Annotated in this window: 15 protein-coding genes and 1 tRNA gene; 12 read left to right on the top strand and 4 right to left on the bottom strand. The window is 59.8% G+C overall.

Going from position 1 to position 16,554, the window contains the following annotated elements:
- Positions 1–19: 19 nt before the first annotated feature.
- The 11 genes from QMK52_RS09895 to pqqE all read left to right on the top strand — a co-directional run bounded on the left by QMK52_RS09895 (position 20) and on the right by pqqE (position 12,866).
- Entirely contained in the window at positions 20–3,763 is a 3,744-nt protein-coding gene (locus QMK52_RS09895; protein WP_005792070.1) for a bifunctional diguanylate cyclase/phosphodiesterase, read from the top strand.
- A 15-nt stretch (positions 3,764–3,778) separates the two neighbouring features.
- Positions 3,779–3,855, top strand: a tRNA-Ile gene (locus QMK52_RS09890).
- A gap of 110 nt (positions 3,856–3,965) precedes the next feature.
- Complete coding sequence (locus QMK52_RS09885) at positions 3,966–4,412, top strand: Lrp/AsnC family transcriptional regulator (RefSeq protein WP_003194755.1); 447 nt, start codon at positions 3,966–3,968, stop codon at positions 4,410–4,412.
- 167 nt (positions 4,413–4,579) lie between these two features.
- A complete protein-coding gene (locus QMK52_RS09880) occupies positions 4,580–6,262 on the top strand; it encodes a flavin monoamine oxidase family protein (protein ID WP_032803990.1) in 1,683 nt (560 codons plus the stop codon).
- A 10-nt stretch (positions 6,263–6,272) separates the two neighbouring features.
- Positions 6,273–7,067, top strand: coding sequence for a carbon-nitrogen hydrolase family protein (locus QMK52_RS09875; RefSeq protein WP_320404058.1), 795 nt, complete (start codon positions 6,273–6,275; stop codon positions 7,065–7,067).
- 48 nt (positions 7,068–7,115) lie between these two features.
- Positions 7,116–9,491, top strand: a complete 2,376-nt coding sequence (pqqF, locus tag QMK52_RS09870) for a pyrroloquinoline quinone biosynthesis protein PqqF (protein WP_005792073.1) — start codon at positions 7,116–7,118, stop codon at positions 9,489–9,491.
- Between the two features lie 158 nt (positions 9,492–9,649).
- On the top strand, positions 9,650–9,724 hold the full coding sequence (gene pqqA / locus QMK52_RS09865) for a pyrroloquinoline quinone precursor peptide PqqA (RefSeq protein ID WP_003194766.1): 75 nt from the start codon (positions 9,650–9,652) through the stop codon (positions 9,722–9,724).
- 71 nt (positions 9,725–9,795) lie between these two features.
- On the top strand, positions 9,796–10,707 hold the full coding sequence (gene pqqB, locus QMK52_RS09860) for a pyrroloquinoline quinone biosynthesis protein PqqB (RefSeq protein ID WP_005792074.1): 912 nt from the start codon (positions 9,796–9,798) through the stop codon (positions 10,705–10,707).
- A gap of 11 nt (positions 10,708–10,718) precedes the next feature.
- Positions 10,719–11,471: a pyrroloquinoline-quinone synthase PqqC gene (gene pqqC, locus QMK52_RS09855; RefSeq protein ID WP_194439411.1), complete on the top strand. Its 753-nt coding sequence runs from the start codon at positions 10,719–10,721 to the stop codon at positions 11,469–11,471.
- Entirely contained in the window at positions 11,468–11,743 is a 276-nt protein-coding gene (pqqD, locus tag QMK52_RS09850) for a pyrroloquinoline quinone biosynthesis peptide chaperone PqqD (RefSeq protein ID WP_005792077.1), read from the top strand. The genes pqqC and pqqD overlap by 4 nt, the downstream gene beginning before the upstream one ends.
- The gene (gene pqqE, locus QMK52_RS09845) at positions 11,736–12,866 is read left to right on the top strand and encodes a pyrroloquinoline quinone biosynthesis protein PqqE (protein WP_050549385.1); all 1,131 of its coding nucleotides are present in this window, start codon (positions 11,736–11,738) and stop codon (positions 12,864–12,866) included. Before pqqD ends, pqqE begins: the two co-directional genes overlap by 8 nt.
- 5 nt (positions 12,867–12,871) lie before the next feature.
- Here pqqE and QMK52_RS09840 read toward each other — a convergent pair whose 3' ends face one another.
- From QMK52_RS09840 to QMK52_RS09825, 4 genes are all read right to left on the bottom strand, one after another.
- Positions 12,872–13,030 (bottom strand): YqaE/Pmp3 family membrane protein, encoded by a 159-nt coding sequence (locus QMK52_RS09840; protein ID WP_003194776.1) that lies wholly within the window; start codon positions 13,028–13,030, stop codon positions 12,872–12,874.
- Between the two features lie 93 nt (positions 13,031–13,123).
- Positions 13,124–13,444: a helix-turn-helix domain-containing protein gene (locus QMK52_RS09835; protein WP_032879122.1), complete on the bottom strand. Its 321-nt coding sequence runs from the start codon at positions 13,442–13,444 to the stop codon at positions 13,124–13,126.
- The gene (locus QMK52_RS09830; protein ID WP_320404057.1) at positions 13,428–13,793 is read right to left on the bottom strand and encodes a type II toxin-antitoxin system RelE/ParE family toxin; all 366 of its coding nucleotides are present in this window, start codon (positions 13,791–13,793) and stop codon (positions 13,428–13,430) included. The genes QMK52_RS09835 and QMK52_RS09830 overlap by 17 nt, the downstream gene beginning before the upstream one ends.
- A 225-nt stretch (positions 13,794–14,018) precedes the next feature.
- Positions 14,019–15,287, bottom strand: coding sequence for an aspartate aminotransferase family protein (locus tag QMK52_RS09825; RefSeq protein WP_320404056.1), 1,269 nt, complete (start codon positions 15,285–15,287; stop codon positions 14,019–14,021).
- 209 nt (positions 15,288–15,496) lie between these two features.
- Here QMK52_RS09825 and QMK52_RS09820 point away from each other — a divergent pair, with 209 nt between their 5' ends.
- Positions 15,497–16,396, top strand: coding sequence for a LysR family transcriptional regulator (locus tag QMK52_RS09820; RefSeq protein ID WP_005792083.1), 900 nt, complete (start codon positions 15,497–15,499; stop codon positions 16,394–16,396).
- Positions 16,397–16,554: the final 158 nt, after the last annotated feature.

Raw genomic sequence — 16,554 nt, 5'->3', positions numbered from 1 at the left:
GTGCCATAACGAGACCGTTATGCCCAGATTGCCGACCGTGTTGCTACTGTCGCTGCTGACCTGGACCGCAACGGCTGGCGCGTTGACTCTCACGGAGGATGAGCGTAGCTGGTTGGCGGACCATCAGGAGCTTCGCCTTGGGGTGGACGCGTCCTGGCCCCCCTTTGAATACCGTGATGAGAATGGTCGTTACCAGGGCCTGGCTGCCGACTATGTACGCCTGATCCAGGACCGACTGGGTGTCAGGATCAAGCTGATCGAACCGGCAAATTGGACCGCTGTACTTGAACAAGCCCGGAGCAACCAGCTCGACTTGCTACCCGGCATCATGTCCACTCCGGAGCGCCAAAGCTACCTGGCCTTTACACGCCCCTACCTCGACTTTCCCATCGTCATCCTTGCCCATGAAGGCGGCGCGAAACCACGCAACCTAAAGGGTTTGTACGGGCTGAAAATTGCCGTGGTGGAAAACTATGCGCCCCATGAATTGCTGCGCACTCACCACCCGGACCTGAATCTGGTGGCGATGCCCAACGTCAGTTCGACGCTGCAAGCCCTGGCCACCGATGAAGTGGACGCCGTCGTCGGCGACTTGGCATCCAGCGTCTGGAGTCTGCGCCAGCTCAAGCTCGATGGCTTGTACGTCAGCGGCGAAACGCCCTATCGCTACCAATTGGCAATGGGCGTGCCGCAGGAACAGAAAATGCTGGTGGGCATCCTGGACAAAGTCCTCGCCGACCTGAGCTCAGCCGAAACCGATGCGATCCAGCAACATTGGGTCGGCAGCTTCACCGATCACCGCACCTTCTGGGTCGACCTGCTGACGTACGGCCTGCCCGCCGTATTGTTGCTCAGTACCGTGCTGGCGGTGGTCATTCGGATCAATCGCCGGCTCAGTTCGGAAATTTCCCGCAGGGTCGCCCTTGAACAAGAACTGCGCAGCAGCGAATACCACTATCGCGGCCTGGTAGAGAGCTTGTCCGCCATCGCCTGGGAAGCAAGCATCAGCGACTTCACCTACAGCTACGTATCGCCCCATGCTGAAGACTTGCTCGGCTATCCGCGCGCCCACTGGCTGATTCCGGGCTTCTGGCGCAACATCATTCACCCGGCCGACCTCACGCGCACCGAAGCGTATTGCTACCGGGAAACCCGTGCCAATCGTGATCACAGCGTCGATTACCGGGTCATCACGGCGGACGGCCGTTGCTTGTGGGTGCGCGATATTGTCAGCCTGATTGAACACGGCCATGAGCCAGTGCTGCGCGGCCTGATGATCGATATCAGCGAAGCCAAGCGCACGGAGGAAGCCCTGCAACTGTCCGAGCAGAAGTTTGCGTCGGTGTTCCAGCAATGCCCCGACATTCTGGTGATCGCCAGGCTATCCGATGGCTGCCTGCTGGAGGTCAACAAGGCATTCGAGGACCAGATTGGCCTGACCGCCGACGAGGTGGTAGGCAAAGCCGCCTCAGATCTGAATATATGGCGTATTCAGGGCGTCGGGCCGGATTTGCTGCAGCGGGTACAGACCACCAGTATCCGCAACCTGGAAATGTCCTTTCTGCGCAGCAACGGCGAAGCGTTTACGGGGCTGATCTCAGCTGAGCCCTTCCAACTCGACACCACCGAAGCCCTGGTGGTGGTGGTGCGCGATATCACCCAGCTCAAGGAAACCCAACAGCAACTGCAAACCTCCGAAGAGAAATTCGCCAAGGCGTTCCATGCGTCCCCCGACGGCTTGCTGCTGAGTCGCCAAAGGGATGGCCTATTGATTGAGGTGAACGAAGGTTTCAGCCATCTGACCGGCTTCACCAGCGCCTCTTCGCTCGACCAATCAACCCTGGACCTGGGTATCTGGGTCGATCTCAACGAACGCAAGCACATGCTGGAATTGATGCAGCGCGACGGCTTCGTGCGTGATTTCATCTGCCATATCCGTCGCGCCGACGGCCAGCTTCGCCTCTGCGAAGTCTCCAGTCGCCCGCTGCCCATCGGTGACGAAGACTGCATGCTGACCATCGCTCGGGACATCACCGAACGCCAGCAGATGCAGGAAAAACTGCAACAGGCCGCCACGGTATTCGAGAGCACCGCTGAAGGCGTCTTGATCACCGACACACGACAGAACATCAGTGCCGTCAATCGCGCCTTCAGTGAGATCACCGGCTACAGCGAAATCGAAGCACTCGGCCATACCCCGCGCTTGCTCGCCTCGGGCCTGCATGACAGCGCATTCTATGCGGCGATGTGGCACCAATTGACGGCCCATGGACACTGGCAGGGAGAGATTTCCAACCGCCGCAAGAACGGCGAGGTGTACCCAAGCTGGCTGACCATCAGCGCCGTGCGTAACCGCGACCAATTGATCACGCACTTCGTTGCCGTGTTTGCCGACATCTCCAGCCTCAAGCTGGCCCAGGCACGCCTGGACTATCAGGCCCACCACGATCCGCTGACCGGGTTGCCCAACCGCACCCTGTTTGAAAATCGACTGCAGGCCGCCCTTAACGGCCAGCAGGAAAGCGGCAGGCAAGGCGCGGTGTTGTTTCTTGACCTGGACCGTTTCAAACACATCAACGACAGCCTCGGCCACCCGGTCGGCGACCTGCTGCTCAAAGACATCGCCGTACGCCTCAAGCAGCAACTGCGCGACGTCGACACCGTCGCCCGCCTGGGCGGGGATGAATTCATCATCTTGCTGCCCGGCTTGCAGCAGGCCGGCGATGCCCAGTATCTGGCGAACAAGCTGCTCGACTGCTTTACCCCCCCATTCCAGGCCGGTGAGCATGAGTTTTTTATCAGCGCCAGTATTGGCACCAGCCTTTACCCACAGGATGGCACCGACGTCGCTACTCTGGTCAAGAACGCCGATGCTGCGATGTATCGCTCCAAGGCCAAGGGCCGCAACCGTGTGGAAAGCTATACCCGCGACCTGACGGCCCAAGCCAATGAACGCGTAGCGCTGGAGCACGAGCTGCGCCGTGCCATCGAACGTGAAGAGCTGAGCCTCTATTACCAACCCAAGCGCAGCCTGTTGACCCAAGAGCTGATCGGCGCCGAAGCCCTGATCCGCTGGCGTCACCCCACCTTGGGCGACGTCCCGCCCGAACACTTCATCGCCCTGGCCGAAGAGAACGGCACGATCCTGCAAATTGGCGACTGGGTGCTGGAACAAGCCTGTCGGCAGTTGCACGCCTGGCAAGAGGCTTTCGACGATTTCGGGCCACTGTCGGTCAACCTCGCAGGCGCGCAACTGCGTCACCCCAACCTGTTGTCACGCATCGAACAACTGCTGCGCGATTACCGCCTTGAACCTGGCTGCCTGCAATTGGAGATCACCGAGAACTTCATCATGAGCCAGGCCGAAGAAGCCCTGGGGGTTCTGCATCAACTCAAACGCTTGGGCGTCCAGCTGGCGATCGATGATTTCGGCACTGGCTACTCGTCCCTCAGCTACCTCAAGCGCCTGCCCCTGGACTTCCTCAAGATCGACCAATCCTTCGTTCGAGGCCTGCCCGACGATCCCCACGACGTCGCCATCGTGCGCGCCATCATCGCGCTGGGCCACAGCATGCAATTCACCATCATTGCCGAAGGCGTGGAGACCCCCGCACAGCAAACATTCCTCGCCGCCGAAGGCTGTGAACAGATGCAAGGCTACATCGTCAGCCTGCCCCTGCCGCCGGAGCTTTTTGCCGCGAGCTTCCTTCGTACGAAGCTGGAGGATTTTTCGGATGGCACAGTGAACAAACCATCGTTATAATCCGCGACCTACTGAGGGCCTATAGCTCAGTTGGTTAGAGCAGGGGACTCATAATCCCTTGGTCGCAGGTTCGAGTCCTGCTGGGCCCACCAACTTGAAAGCCGCGCATTGCGCGGCTTTTGCGTGTCTGGTGTAACGGTTCTTTCGGCCGGACCCAGCCTGTACCATGCGTGCTCATTGTCGTCCGCACCGGAGTCCCCCCTTGCCCGCCTTAGACGAAATCGACCGCCAACTGATCGCCGCCCTGCAGCTCAATGCCCGCGAAAGCGTGGCCATGCTTGCCCGGCAACTGGGGATTGCGCGCACCACAGTCACGTCACGCCTGGCACGCCTGGAGAAAACCCAGGTGATCACCGGTTACGGCGTGCGCCTGGGCCAGCGCGTAGCGGATGGGGGTTTGCAGGCTTATGTGGGGATTACCGTGCAACCACGCTCAGGCAAAGAGGTGCTGCGCAGGCTGAGTGCCATGGCGCAGGTGCAGCAGTTGTGTGCGGTCAGCGGCGAGTTCGATTACGTGGCATGGCTGCGCACCGATTCGCCGGAACAACTGGATCAACTGCTCGATCAGATCGGCAGTGTCGACGGTGTGGAGAAAACCACCACCTCGATCATCCTCAGCAACAAATTGGATCGCGGACAGCCAATCTGATCGATCACTTCGTCATATTGACAAAAATCAGTGCAATCCGACGACACATTGCGTCTTATTAACGAGCGCTACGCTCCCTAAACTGGCTGCCATCTTTTCCTATACTCAACGGGCCATATCCCGCCGAGCCGTCAGTAAGGTCAGCCATGAGCATTCCGTCCAGCACTATCAGCAAGACCAATCGCCACCCAGCAGACGGCAAGAAACCCATCACCATTTTCGGCCCGGATTTCCCGTTCGCATTTGATGACTGGATCGAGCACCCCGCCGGGCTGGGCAGTATTCCCGCCGCCAACCATGGGGCCGAAGTGGCGATCGTGGGCGCCGGTATCGCTGGTTTGGTCGCGGCCTACGAGCTGATGAAGCTGGGGCTCAAGCCAGTGGTGTATGAAGCCTCGAAGATGGGTGGCCGCTTGCGCTCCCAGGCCTTCGAAGGCGCCGAAGGCATCATCGCCGAGCTGGGCGGGATGCGTTTCCCGGTGTCGTCGACGGCGTTCTACCATTACGTAGACAAGTTGGGCCTGGAAACCAAACCCTTTCCCAACCCGCTGACCCCGGCGTCCGGCAGCACTGTGATTGATCTGGAAGGCCAGACCCACTACGCACAAAAACTCTCCGACTTGCCTGCGCTGTTTCAGGAAGTGGCCGATGCCTGGGCCGATGCACTGGAAGCCGGCTCGCAGTTCGGCGATATCCAGCAGGCGATCCGCGACCGTGATGTACCGCGGCTCAAAGAACTGTGGAACAAGCTCGTGCCGCTGTGGGATGACCGTACCTTCTACGACTTCGTCGCAACCTCCAAGGCCTTTGCCAAGTTGTCGTTCCATCACCGCGAGGTGTTTGGCCAGGTCGGCTTCGGCACCGGCGGCTGGGACTCGGACTTCCCCAACTCCATGCTGGAAATCTTCCGCGTGGTGATGACCAACTGCGACGACCATCAACACCTGGTCGTCGGCGGCGTAGCGCAAGTGCCCATGGGCATCTGGCGTCATGTGCCGGAGCGCTGCGCCCATTGGCCGGCCGGCACCAGCCTCAGCTCGCTGCATAGAGGTGCACCACGGGCAGGGGTCAAACGCATTGCTCATGCGGCCGATGGCCGTTTCGCCGTCACTGACAACTACGGTGATACCCGCGAGTACGCCGCGGTGCTGACCACCTGCCAAAGCTGGCTGCTGACCACCCAGATTGAATGCGACGAAACCTTGTTCTCGCAAAAAATGTGGATGGCCCTGGACCGCACGCGCTACATGCAGTCGTCGAAAACCTTCGTGATGGTTGACCGCCCATTCTGGAAAGACAAAGACCCGCAAACCGGCCGCGACCTGATGAGCATGACCCTCACCGACCGCCTGACCCGCGGCACCTATCTGTTCGATAATGGCGACGACAAGCCGGGGGTGATTTGCCTTTCCTACTCGTGGATGAGCGACGCCCTGAAAATGCTACCCCAGCCTATCGACAAGCGGGTGAAGCTGGCCCTGGACGCGTTGAACAAGATCTACCCCAACGTCGATATCAAGGCACGCATCATCGGCGACCCGATCACGGTTTCCTGGGAAGCCGACCCGCACTTCCTCGGGGCTTTCAAAGGTGCACTGCCCGGCCACTATCGCTACAACCAGCGGATGTACGCGCACTTCATGCAGAAAGACATGCCCGCCGAACAACGCGGGATTTTCATCGCCGGTGACGACGTATCGTGGACGCCCGCGTGGGTCGAAGGCGCCGTACAAACCTCGCTCAACGCGGTGTGGGGCATCATGACCCACTTCGGTGGCAGCACCCACCCAGAGAACCCGGGCCCCGGCGATGTGTTCGATGAAATCGGGCCAATCGCCCTGGCCGAGTAAGGAGCTGAACATGCGTGTCGCCCTGTACCAATGCCCGCCGCTGCCGCTGGATGTGGCCGGTAATATCCAGCGCCTGCGCCAACTGGCGCAAGAGGCATCCGACGCCGATGTGCTGGTGCTGCCAGAGATGTTTCTCTCGGGCTATAACATCGGCGCCGAAGCCGTTGGCGCGTTGGCCGAGGCGCGGGATGCGGAGTCTGCCCAAGCCATTGCCGAGATCGCGAAAAACGCCGGGCTGGCCATTCTCTACGGCTATCCGGAGCGGGCTGACGATGGGCAGATCTACAACGCCGTCCAGTTGATCGACGCCGAGGGTCAACGCCTGTGTAACTATCGCAAGACCCACTTGTTTGGCGATCTGGATCACGCCATGTTCAGCGCAGGCGACGATGATTTTCCGGTGGTAGAACTCAACGGCTGGAAGCTGGGGTTTCTGATTTGCTACGACCTGGAGTTTCCGGAGAATACCCGGCGTCTGGCCCTGGCCGGCGCCGAACTGATTCTGGTGCCCACCGCCAACATGGTGCCGTTCGATTTTGTCGCCGACGTCACCGTGCGTTCGCGGGCGTTTGAAAACCAGTGCTTTGTGGCCTATGCCAATTACTGCGGGCACGAAGGCGAGATTCATTACTGTGGACAAAGCAGCATTGCCGCACCGGATGGCCAACGTATCGCCCAGGCCGGCCTGGACGAAGCCTTGATCGTCGGCACCCTGGACCGCCAGTCAATCCTCAGCGCACGCGCCGCCAACCACTACCTGCAAGACCGCCGCCCCGAACTCTACGGCGCGCTGCACAAGCCCTGACCCCACGGGTTTGCTAGCATAGGCACTTCTCACGCCTCGGAAGTGCCCATGCCTGCGCCGGTTCACCCTCACCCCGTTCATCTGACCCTGGCCAATGGCCTGCGAGTATCCCTGCGCCATGCGCCGCGCTTGAAGCGTTGCGCCGCCGTTCTGCGTGTGGCTGCCGGCAGTCACGATGTGCCATTGGCCTGGCCGGGGCTGGCACACTTTCTTGAGCATTTGCTGTTTCTCGGTACCGAGCGTTTTCCGGCCGGGGAAGGATTGATGGCCTACGTGCAGCGCCTCGGTGGGCAGGTCAATGCCAGTACCCGCGAGCGAACCACCGAGTATTTCTTTGAGCTGCCGGGGTCGGCCTTCGCTGACGGGCTGGCGCGGTTGGCAGACATGGTGACTCATCCACGCCTGACGCTCGACGATCAACGACGTGAACGCGAAGTGCTGCACGCGGAGTTCGTGGCCTGGTCCGAGGACGCCAGGGCACAACACCAAGTTGCGTTGTTGCAAGGTTTAGCGGCCGATCACCCGCTGCGAGGATTCCATGCCGGTAACCGCGACAGCCTGACGGTGGAAAGCGACGATTTTCAGCAAACCTTGCGCGAATTCCATAGGCACTTCTATCAAAGCGGGCAGATGACCTTGAGCCTCGCCGGTCCGCAATCGCTGGCAGACTTGCAAGCCCTTGCCCAGCAGTTCGGTGACGAACTGATTGCCGGCCCCCTGCACCCGCAAACCGCACCACCACCCCTGATGCACGGCCAGGCACGCAGCTATCAATACACCGCCAGCCGGCACCTGCATCAGGTCATCACCTGTAACGCCCCTCGCCAAGCACTGGAGTTTCTCTGCACCTGGCTCAACGCTTCGGCGTCGGGCGGGTTGTTGGCCGAATTGAAAGCTCGCCAACTGGCCAGCGCGCTGCATGCGTCTGTGCTGTACCACTACGCGGACCAGGCGGTACTGGATATCGACGTTACCCTCGATAGCGACCGCCAACCGGCGACGCAGATCGAAGCCTTGTTGTATGACTGGCTGAGCTTTTTCGCACACAGCGACTGGAATCCATTACGTGAAGAGCTTGCCTTGCTCAATGCGCGTCAACAGCAGGTTCAAGGCGCCCTGACATTGGCTCGCGACAACAGCGAAGACCTGTCGGACCAAGGCATTGCAGCCCTCAAGGCCATGCTTGCATCGCTGCATCTGCCCGCGTCTGAACACAGTTGGCAACTCCCACCTGGCAACCCCTTTCTTCGTCCGCCGGCCAAGGAAGAACGCGCCGGTTTGATCCGCGGCCAAACCAGCGCCCATCGGGGCTTGCGTACCTTTGCCCAGGATCGCTTACGGGGCCGGAGGGAGCTATCGGCGCTGACCTTCAGCAACGCACTGGCGGATGACACCGACGAAGGCGCGCTGTACCTGCATTGGCGGTTTGACGCTGCCGTACCCGCCGGATTGGAAAGCTTGTTGCAGCCGTTGCGCGAGCAAGCCCGTCAAGCGGGTGTCGAGTTGTCTTGCGAAACCATTGGCAACGATTGGCGGGTGAACATGCACGGCCTTCACGAACCGATGCCGGCCGTGCTCGAAGCGTTGGCGCGCTGCCTGAGCAGCTCGGATGCACATCTGTCATCACCGACGCCCCCGCCGATGATCGCCATTCGCGAACTTCTCAAGGCGTTGCCGGCTTGCTGCGTCGGTGTTTCAGCCGACTCCTCGGAGACACCAGCGTCGTGGTCCACCGCTCACTGGCAGGGGCTGGGTGCGGGTTTGCCGGCAGCCTGTGAAGCGGCGATCAAAATCGCAGCCGCCCGCTTGCCAGGGCAGCCGGCCCATATTCAATGCACACCTGAAGTTCTTGAAGGGCAGCGGATCTGGCACCCAGTGAACACTGCATCCAGCGACGCTGCGCTGCTGCTTTTTTGTCCAGTGCCGAGCCAATCTCTCGTCGATGAGGCCAACTGGCGGCTGCTCGGGCATATGCTCCAGGGCCCGTTCTACCAACGTTTGAGAGTTGAGCTGCAAATCGGCTACGCCGTGTTCAGCGGCATCCGACAAGTCGACGGGCAAACCGGCCTGTTGTTTGGCGTGCAATCGCCCAGCCTGTCACTGGGCAGGATCGCCGAACACCTGCAAACCTTCCTGCAACAACTGCCGTCTTTGATCAAACGCAGCGCAGACGTCGGCAATCAGCCTCTTGCGCAGCAATTCACGGCGCAGGCACTCCCCGTCAGCCAAGCCGCCGATTTGCTTTGGCACGCGCAGTTAGCGGGTCATTCGTCGAGTTACCTGGATCAACTTCAACACCTGATCCAAAGCCGCACACGCGAGGACTTGCAGCACGCAGCCCAACAACTCCTTGAAGCAGCAGGCGGCTGGCGCTGCGTGGCTAACGGCCCGCGTATCAGCGATGACTGGCAAGCGGCACAATGATCGTTGCCAACCCTGCAACAGGCTTTTTCCATCGAGACAGCGCTAACTTGAAAAGAATTGCGTAACATTGCGCAGCAATATCTGAACATCTCCAATGGGAGGTGGACTATATGTATTACTTGGTAGTGAACGTCCCATCCCTTGATAGGAGTAAGAATATGACCTGGTCCAAACCTGCTTACACTGATCTGCGTATTGGTTTCGAAGTCACCATGTACTTCGCCAGCCGTTGATTGGCTGAGTAATACAACGCCTCGGTTCGCCCGGGGCGTTTTTGTTTTGAGCTGTGCTTGATGGAGCGATCATGTTTGTCCAGATTCTAGGTTCCGCCGCCGGCGGTGGCTTCCCGCAGTGGAACTGCAACTGCGTGAACTGCGCAGGCTTTCGCGATGGCAGCCTGCGGGCCCAGGCGCGCACCCAGTCGTCCATCGCGATCTCCGACGACGGTGTGAATTGGGTACTGTGCAATGCGTCGCCGGATATCCGCGCGCAACTCCAGGGCTTTGCGCCCATGCAACCCGGGCGCGCCCTGCGCGATACCGGTATCAGCGCAATCATCCTGATGGACAGCCAGATCGACCACACCACTGGCCTGTTGAGCCTGCGTGAAGGCTGCCCGCATCAGGTGTGGTGCACCGACATGGTCCATGAAGACCTGAGCACCGGGTTCCCGCTGTTCACCATGCTGACCCACTGGAACGGCGGCCTGGCCTGGAACCGCATCGAACTGGACGCCAGCTTCACCATACCGGCCTGCCCCAACCTGCGTTTCACCCCACTGCCGTTGCGCAGCGCCGCGCCGCCCTACTCGCCGCACCGCTTCGACCCGCACCCCGGTGACAACATCGGCCTGATCGTCGAAGACCTGCGCACCGGCGGTAAACTGTTCTACGCCCCGGGCCTGGGCAAGGTCGACGCGCCGCTGCTGGATATCATGGGCGGCAGCGATTGCCTTTTGGTAGACGGCACGATGTGGGATGACGATGAAATGCAGCGCCGTGGCGTCGGCACCCGCACCGGTCGCGAGATGGGCCACCTGGCGCAGAACGGCCCTGGCGGTATGCTCGAAGTGCTGGAGCAACTACCCAAGCAGCGCAAGGTGCTTATCCACATCAACAACACCAATCCGATCCTCGATGAAGATTCCCCCGAGCGAGCCGAGTTGGTGCGGCGCAATGTCGAAGTGGCGTACGACGGCATGAGCATTGAATTGTAGGAGCCACTGAAATGACTGACACACCGCTGACGACCGCCGAGTTCGAAGCAGCCTTGCGGGCCAAGGGCGCCTTCTACCATATCCATCACCCCTACCATTTGGCGATGTATGAAGGCCGCGCTACCCGCGAGCAGATCCAGGGCTGGGTCGCCAATCGCTTCTATTACCAGGTGAACATCCCCCTGAAAGACGCCGCGATCCTGGCCAACTGCCCGGACCGTGAGATCCGCCGCGAGTGGATCCAGCGTTTGCTCGACCACGACGGCGCACCGGGGGAAGACGGCGGTATCGAGGCCTGGCTGCGCCTGGGCCAGGCCGTTGGCCTCGACCCGGACCAGCTGCGCTCCCAGGAACTGGTGCTGCCCGGCGTACGCTTCGCGGTGGACGCCTACGTCAACTTCGCCCGCCGCGCCAGTTGGCAGGAAGCTGCCAGCAGCTCGCTGACCGAGCTGTTCGCGCCGCAGATCCACCAATCGCGCCTCGACAGCTGGCCGCAGCACTACCCGTGGATCGACCCGGCCGGCTACGAATACTTCCGCACCCGCCTGGGCCAGGCTCGTCGCGATGTGGAACATGGCTTGGCGATCACCTTGCAGCACTACACCACCCGCGAGGGTCAGGAGCGCATGCTGGAAATTCTCCAGTTCAAACTGGATATTCTATGGAGCATGCTCGATGCAATGAGCATGGCCTACGAACTCAAACGCCCGCCCTATCACAGCGTGACCGAGCAGCGGGTGTGGCATAAAGGGATCACCCTATGAGCTTTGATCGCAGCAAAATACCGACCTGGCGCCAGGGCTACCGTTACCAGTATGAGCCTGCGCAAAAAGGCCATGTGTTGCTCTATCCGGAAGGCATGATCAAGCTCAACGACAGCGCCGCGTTGATCGGCGGTTTGATCGACGGCGAGCGCGACGTGGCAGCCATCATCGCCGAGCTGGACCAACAATTCCCCGACGTACCGGAGCTCGGTGAAGACATCGAGCAATTCATGGAGGTCGCTCGTGCTGAGCACTGGATCACCCTTGCCTGAAAAACCCGCCATCGGCCTGCCGCTGTGGCTACTGGCCGAGTTGACCTATCGCTGCCCGCTGCAGTGCCCGTACTGCTCCAACCCGCTGGATTTCGCCGAGCAGGGCAAAGAGCTGAGCACCGAGCAATGGATCAAGGTGTTTCGCGAAGCCCGCGAGATGGGTGCCGCACAGCTGGGGTTTTCCGGGGGTGAACCACTGGTGCGACAGGACTTGGCCGAACTGATCGCCGAGGCCCGCAAGCTGGGCTTCTATACCAACCTGATCACCTCCGGTATCGGCCTGACCGAGCAGAAAATCAGCGACTTCAAAAAGGCCGGGCTGGACCATATCCAGATCAGTTTCCAGGCCAGCGACGAACAGGTGAACAACCTGCTGGCAGGCTCGAAAAAAGCCTTCGCGCAAAAACTGGAAATGGCCCGTGCGGTCAAGGCGCACGGCTACCCGATGGTGCTGAACTTCGTCACCCATCGGCACAATATCGACAAGATCGACCGCATCATCGAGCTGTGTATCGCGCTGGAAGCGGATTTTGTCGAACTCGCCACCTGCCAGTTCTACGGCTGGGCGCAGCTTAATCGCGTGGGCTTATTGCCGACCCGAGACCAGTTGGTGCGCGCCGAACGCATCACCAATGAATACCGCGCCAAACTGGAAGCCGAAGGTCATCCGTGCAAGCTGATCTTCGTGACACCGGATTATTATGAAGAGCGTCCGAAAGCCTGCATGAACGGCTGGGGCAGCATCTTTCTGACGGTGACACCGGACGGCACCGCCCTGCCCTGTCACGGCGCGCGGCAGATGCCGGTGCAGTTTCCCAATGTGCGCGACCACAGCATGCAGCACATCTGGTACGACTCGTTTGGTTTCAATCGCTTTCGCGGCTACGACTGGATGCCCGAGCCCTGCCGCTCATGCGATGAAAAGGAAAAGGATTTCGGCGGCTGCCGTTGCCAGGCGTTCATGCTCACCGGTGACGCCAGCAATGCCGACCCTGTATGCAGTAAGTCCGAGCAGCACGGCATCATCCTTCAGGCACGGGAAGAAGCCGAACATGCCACCCAGACCATCGAGCAACTGGCCTTTCGCAATGAGCGCAACTCACGGCTCATTGCAAAAGGCTGAGGGCTTCAACGCTTGGCGATGATGTACACCGCGTGGATGATGCCAGGGAAGTAACCGCACAGGGTCAGCAGGATATTCAGCCAGAATGCACCGCCGAAACCTACTTGCAGGAACACACCCAGTGGCGGCAGCAGAATAGCGATGATGATACGAATAATGTCCATGGGTCAGCTCCAGAAAATCGGCTCGTGTGAGCCGTGTAGCTAATCGACATTGGCGGTTCGTGAGGGTTCAGTGGATTCTGGCATCGGGCCATCTCACGCCAGAATCTGCAGACCATGCTTCTTCACGACGCTCAACAACTTGAGTGCCATGCCGCTGGGCCGTTTCTCGCCCGACTCCCATTTTTTGACCGTGGAAGCACTGGTGTTCAGGTAGCGGGCAAATACAGGTTGGCTGACATGGCTGCTTTCACGCAGTTGCTTGATCTGTTCGGCAGGGATTTGGTCCGGCATGGCAGATAAGCATGCTTCATCATATTCTCGAAGCGTGGTTTTGCTGATGGCGCCGATGGCATGAAGCGCTTCGGCAGACTGATGAATGGACTCAAGCGCCTCACTTTTATACTTCTTGGTCATGATATATCTCCACAAACTCCCTGAGATCCAGCATGCGCTGAATCTGTGCTTCGTTTAACCCTTCATAAGTTTTGGCAAGTGTTCGAAACCAGACAAGTTCGCTCTGCGTTATATTGCTTTGATCCTGCTTCGCGAACAGAAACTGATAAACCCAATAATGCCTGCCCTTGGCCAATACAACAGACCGATGCCGATTCTGGTTGAGACGTTTTTTCCAGACACCACCTCCCAGATTATCTGCCTGCCCCCTCAACATTTCGCCAAACGCCTTCCTCAACTCAGAATCGCAGATCCAGACTTTAGTGGCCGCCTCGGCAAATCGCCTTGTTTTGAACAACCTGAGCCTCATGGAGATCCCTTCCTAAAACATACCACCCAGTGGTATAGATTAAAAGTCGAGCACGTCGTGCCCCACCGGCAGTCCTTGCCGACGCTCGCTAAAAAGCCATCGTTTCCAAAGAGACTCAATAAACGTTTTCACACCAGAAATTACTCAGGCAAAAAAACGCCCCCAGCCAAAAGAATCAGGCTGAGGGCGCCGCGTATACCGCGAGACGGTTCAGGAATTGGACGGTTAAACAGCAATGCCCTTTCGGCATTGCAGTTGCGCGGTGCGCACCCGTGAGAAGGCGCGGGCCAGGCGCAGGAGCATTTCGTCGATGTTGCTTTTGCTCACCGTCAGCGCCGGTGTGAAGCGCAGGCAGTCGGGTTGCGGCGCGCTGAGGATCAGTCCCTCTTGCAGCGCGGCTTTTACCACCGCATCTGCAGAATCATCCGATAAGGTAAGCCCCCACATCAGGCCATTCCCGCGCAATGGGCCATGGCCGTAGCGATAGGCCAGGCGGGCAAGCCCTTCGCCCAGGTGACAGCCCGACACGCGTACATGCTCAAGAAAACCGGGCTCAAGCACGGTATCGGTGACGGCCAACCCAGCCGAGGCCATCAATGCATTGCCATGATGGGTGCCTTCCAGCTCACCCACTTCAAAGCAACAGGCCTTGCCCCGTGCCAGCAGCGCCGCCAACGGCACACCGCCGCCCAGGCCCTTGCCCAGGGTGATGATGTCGGCATGCACGCCGTACTGTTGCTCGGCAAGCAAGGTGCCACAGCGGCCCATGCCGGTTTGCACTTCGTCGAGGATCAGCAGGATCCCCAGTTCGCGGCACAGCCGCTCGACGCCTTTGAGATAGTGTTCGGTCGCCGGGATCACGCCAGCTTCGCACTGGATCGGCTCCAGCAGAATGGCCACCGTCTGGGCATCCACGGCAGCATGCAGGGCGGGAAGATCATTGAAGGGGACGTGACTGAAGCCCGGCAATTGCGGTTCGAAACGGTTTACCAAGGTACCGGCCGAAGCCGCCAGCGTAGCGAAGCCATGTCCATGGCAACCGTTGCTGGCGCTGATAATGCGATAGGCGCCGCCACGGTGCAGTTGCCCCCACTTGCGTGCCAGTTTGATTGCCGCCTCGCAGGCCTCCGCGCCGCTATTGAGCAGGTAAGCCTGGTCGCTGCCGGTATGCTGGCAAAGACGCTCGACGAGATTGAGTTGGGCACGGTTGTGCAGGCCATTGCCGGGATTGATCAGCGCCTGGGTTTGCGCAGCCAGGGCCTTGATCAATACCTGTGGGCTATGGCCCAGGCTGTTGGCGGCATTGCCTTGGCTGAAGTCCAGATAGGCACGCTCATCACTGTCCCACAGCCACGAGCCCTGGCCCCGCACAAACACTTGAGGTGGGCGCGCCACAGTGGGCATCAAATGCTCGGTTGAATGCGTGTCGCGTGGGGCATCCTGGATCAGGTCATCCAGGCTCGGGGCGGGGCGGCGGATGTTGAACAGATTCACAACTTACCCCCGTTTGCAACCTGACCTTGGTGGTTACGGCCGGACCATTGCACCTGAGGTTTTTTTGCCTTGCCTATGTAAACGCTATCAACAAAAACGCTGTTCATTGTCCGATCCGGCCCTGTAAGCCCTGCGAATAGGCGCTAGACTAGGCCCCTCGCGGGCCAGCGGCCATTTCGATTTTCCAGCTTTTTCGATAAGTAAGCCTTATGGATTTCAAGCAACTGCGTTATTTCGTCGCGGTGTATGAGGAAGGCCACGTAGGGCGTGCTGCGGAACGTCTTTCGATCTCGCAACCGGCCTTGTCACAGCAGATTCGCCAGCTGGAGCAGAACCTTGATGTAAGTCTGTTCGAACGCAGCAGCAAGCGGCTACTGCCGACCCTGGCGGCGCACACTTTATACAACCACGCGTTGCCACTCATTGATGGCATGCAGCAAGCCGTCGAAGCGCTACGCAACTTCAAGGGCCAGGCCATGCGGACGCTGGCCATCGGTGTGCTGCAAACCGTGCACACCAGCCTGGTGCCGCAAATGCTTGAGCGCGTGCGCAAGGCCCAGCCTCATTTGGTGGTGCAGATTTACGAACTGACGGGGCTTGAGATTGAACGGCGGTTGCTCAACGGCTCCCTCGACATTGGCATCAGCTACCTGCCGCCACGTCAGCCGGGCCTGCACGGTGTGCTGCTGTATGAAGATGAGTTGAAGGTGGTGATTCCCGACGACCATCCGCTGCGCGAATTCAAGAAAGTCTCGCTCAAACAAGCTGCCGAGTTACCGATGCTGCTGTTGGGGGAGGAGTTTCAAGTCAGGCAGATCTGGCAGGGCCAGTTGGCCAACCTGGGGCGGCGCCCGCAGGTGCAAGCGGAGCTCAACACCATGGTGGGAATACTCGACAGCCTGCCCCACACCAAGCTGGCGACGGTGCTACCGGGGCGCTCCCAGGACGAACACAACAGCCAGGCGCTTTTGTGGAAACCCTTGAGCGAACCGAGGGTGCCATTGAAGGTGGGGCTAGTCTGCCGCGATGTGCAACGCCAACAGGCCACCGTCGCATTGCTGCGCACCCTGCTGGAAGACGTGATGAATGCCCCGCAGGCAAGCGCCTGACTTTTTCGCGGGCAAAAGAAAACCCCGCCGAAGCGGGGCTTTGCAGACTGTTTCCCTGACATCCATTTCACTCCGCCGTCCTGGCAGAATCCTACGTGTCCGTGTTGTTGCTTTGCGCTTCCTGCGCGACGTCCATGTGAAGTAGATTATCCGTGGAT

This window comes from Pseudomonas sp. P9_2, assembly GCF_034008255.1.
GTDB lineage: Bacteria > Pseudomonadota > Gammaproteobacteria > Pseudomonadales > Pseudomonadaceae > Aquipseudomonas > Aquipseudomonas synxantha_A.
This window is presented reverse-complemented; position numbering and strand designations above follow the sequence as displayed.

Coding starts and splice junctions, on each gene's coding strand:
- QMK52_RS09895 (WP_005792070.1), top strand. CDS start 20: ATGCCCAGATTGCCGACCGTGTTGCTACTGTCGCTGCTGACCTGGACC.
- QMK52_RS09875 (WP_320404058.1), top strand. CDS start 6,273: ATGCGTGTCGCCCTGTACCAATGCCCGCCGCTGCCGCTGGATGTGGCC.
- pqqF (WP_005792073.1), top strand. CDS start 7,116: ATGCCTGCGCCGGTTCACCCTCACCCCGTTCATCTGACCCTGGCCAAT.
- pqqB (WP_005792074.1), top strand. CDS start 9,796: ATGTTTGTCCAGATTCTAGGTTCCGCCGCCGGCGGTGGCTTCCCGCAG.
- pqqC (WP_194439411.1), top strand. CDS start 10,719: ATGACTGACACACCGCTGACGACCGCCGAGTTCGAAGCAGCCTTGCGG.
- pqqD (WP_005792077.1), top strand. CDS start 11,468: ATGAGCTTTGATCGCAGCAAAATACCGACCTGGCGCCAGGGCTACCGT.
- QMK52_RS09840 (WP_003194776.1), bottom strand. CDS start 13,030: ATGGACATTATTCGTATCATCATCGCTATTCTGCTGCCGCCACTGGGT.
- QMK52_RS09835 (WP_032879122.1), bottom strand. CDS start 13,444: ATGACCAAGAAGTATAAAAGTGAGGCGCTTGAGTCCATTCATCAGTCT.
- QMK52_RS09830 (WP_320404057.1), bottom strand. CDS start 13,793: ATGAGGCTCAGGTTGTTCAAAACAAGGCGATTTGCCGAGGCGGCCACT.
- QMK52_RS09820 (WP_005792083.1), top strand. CDS start 15,497: ATGGATTTCAAGCAACTGCGTTATTTCGTCGCGGTGTATGAGGAAGGC.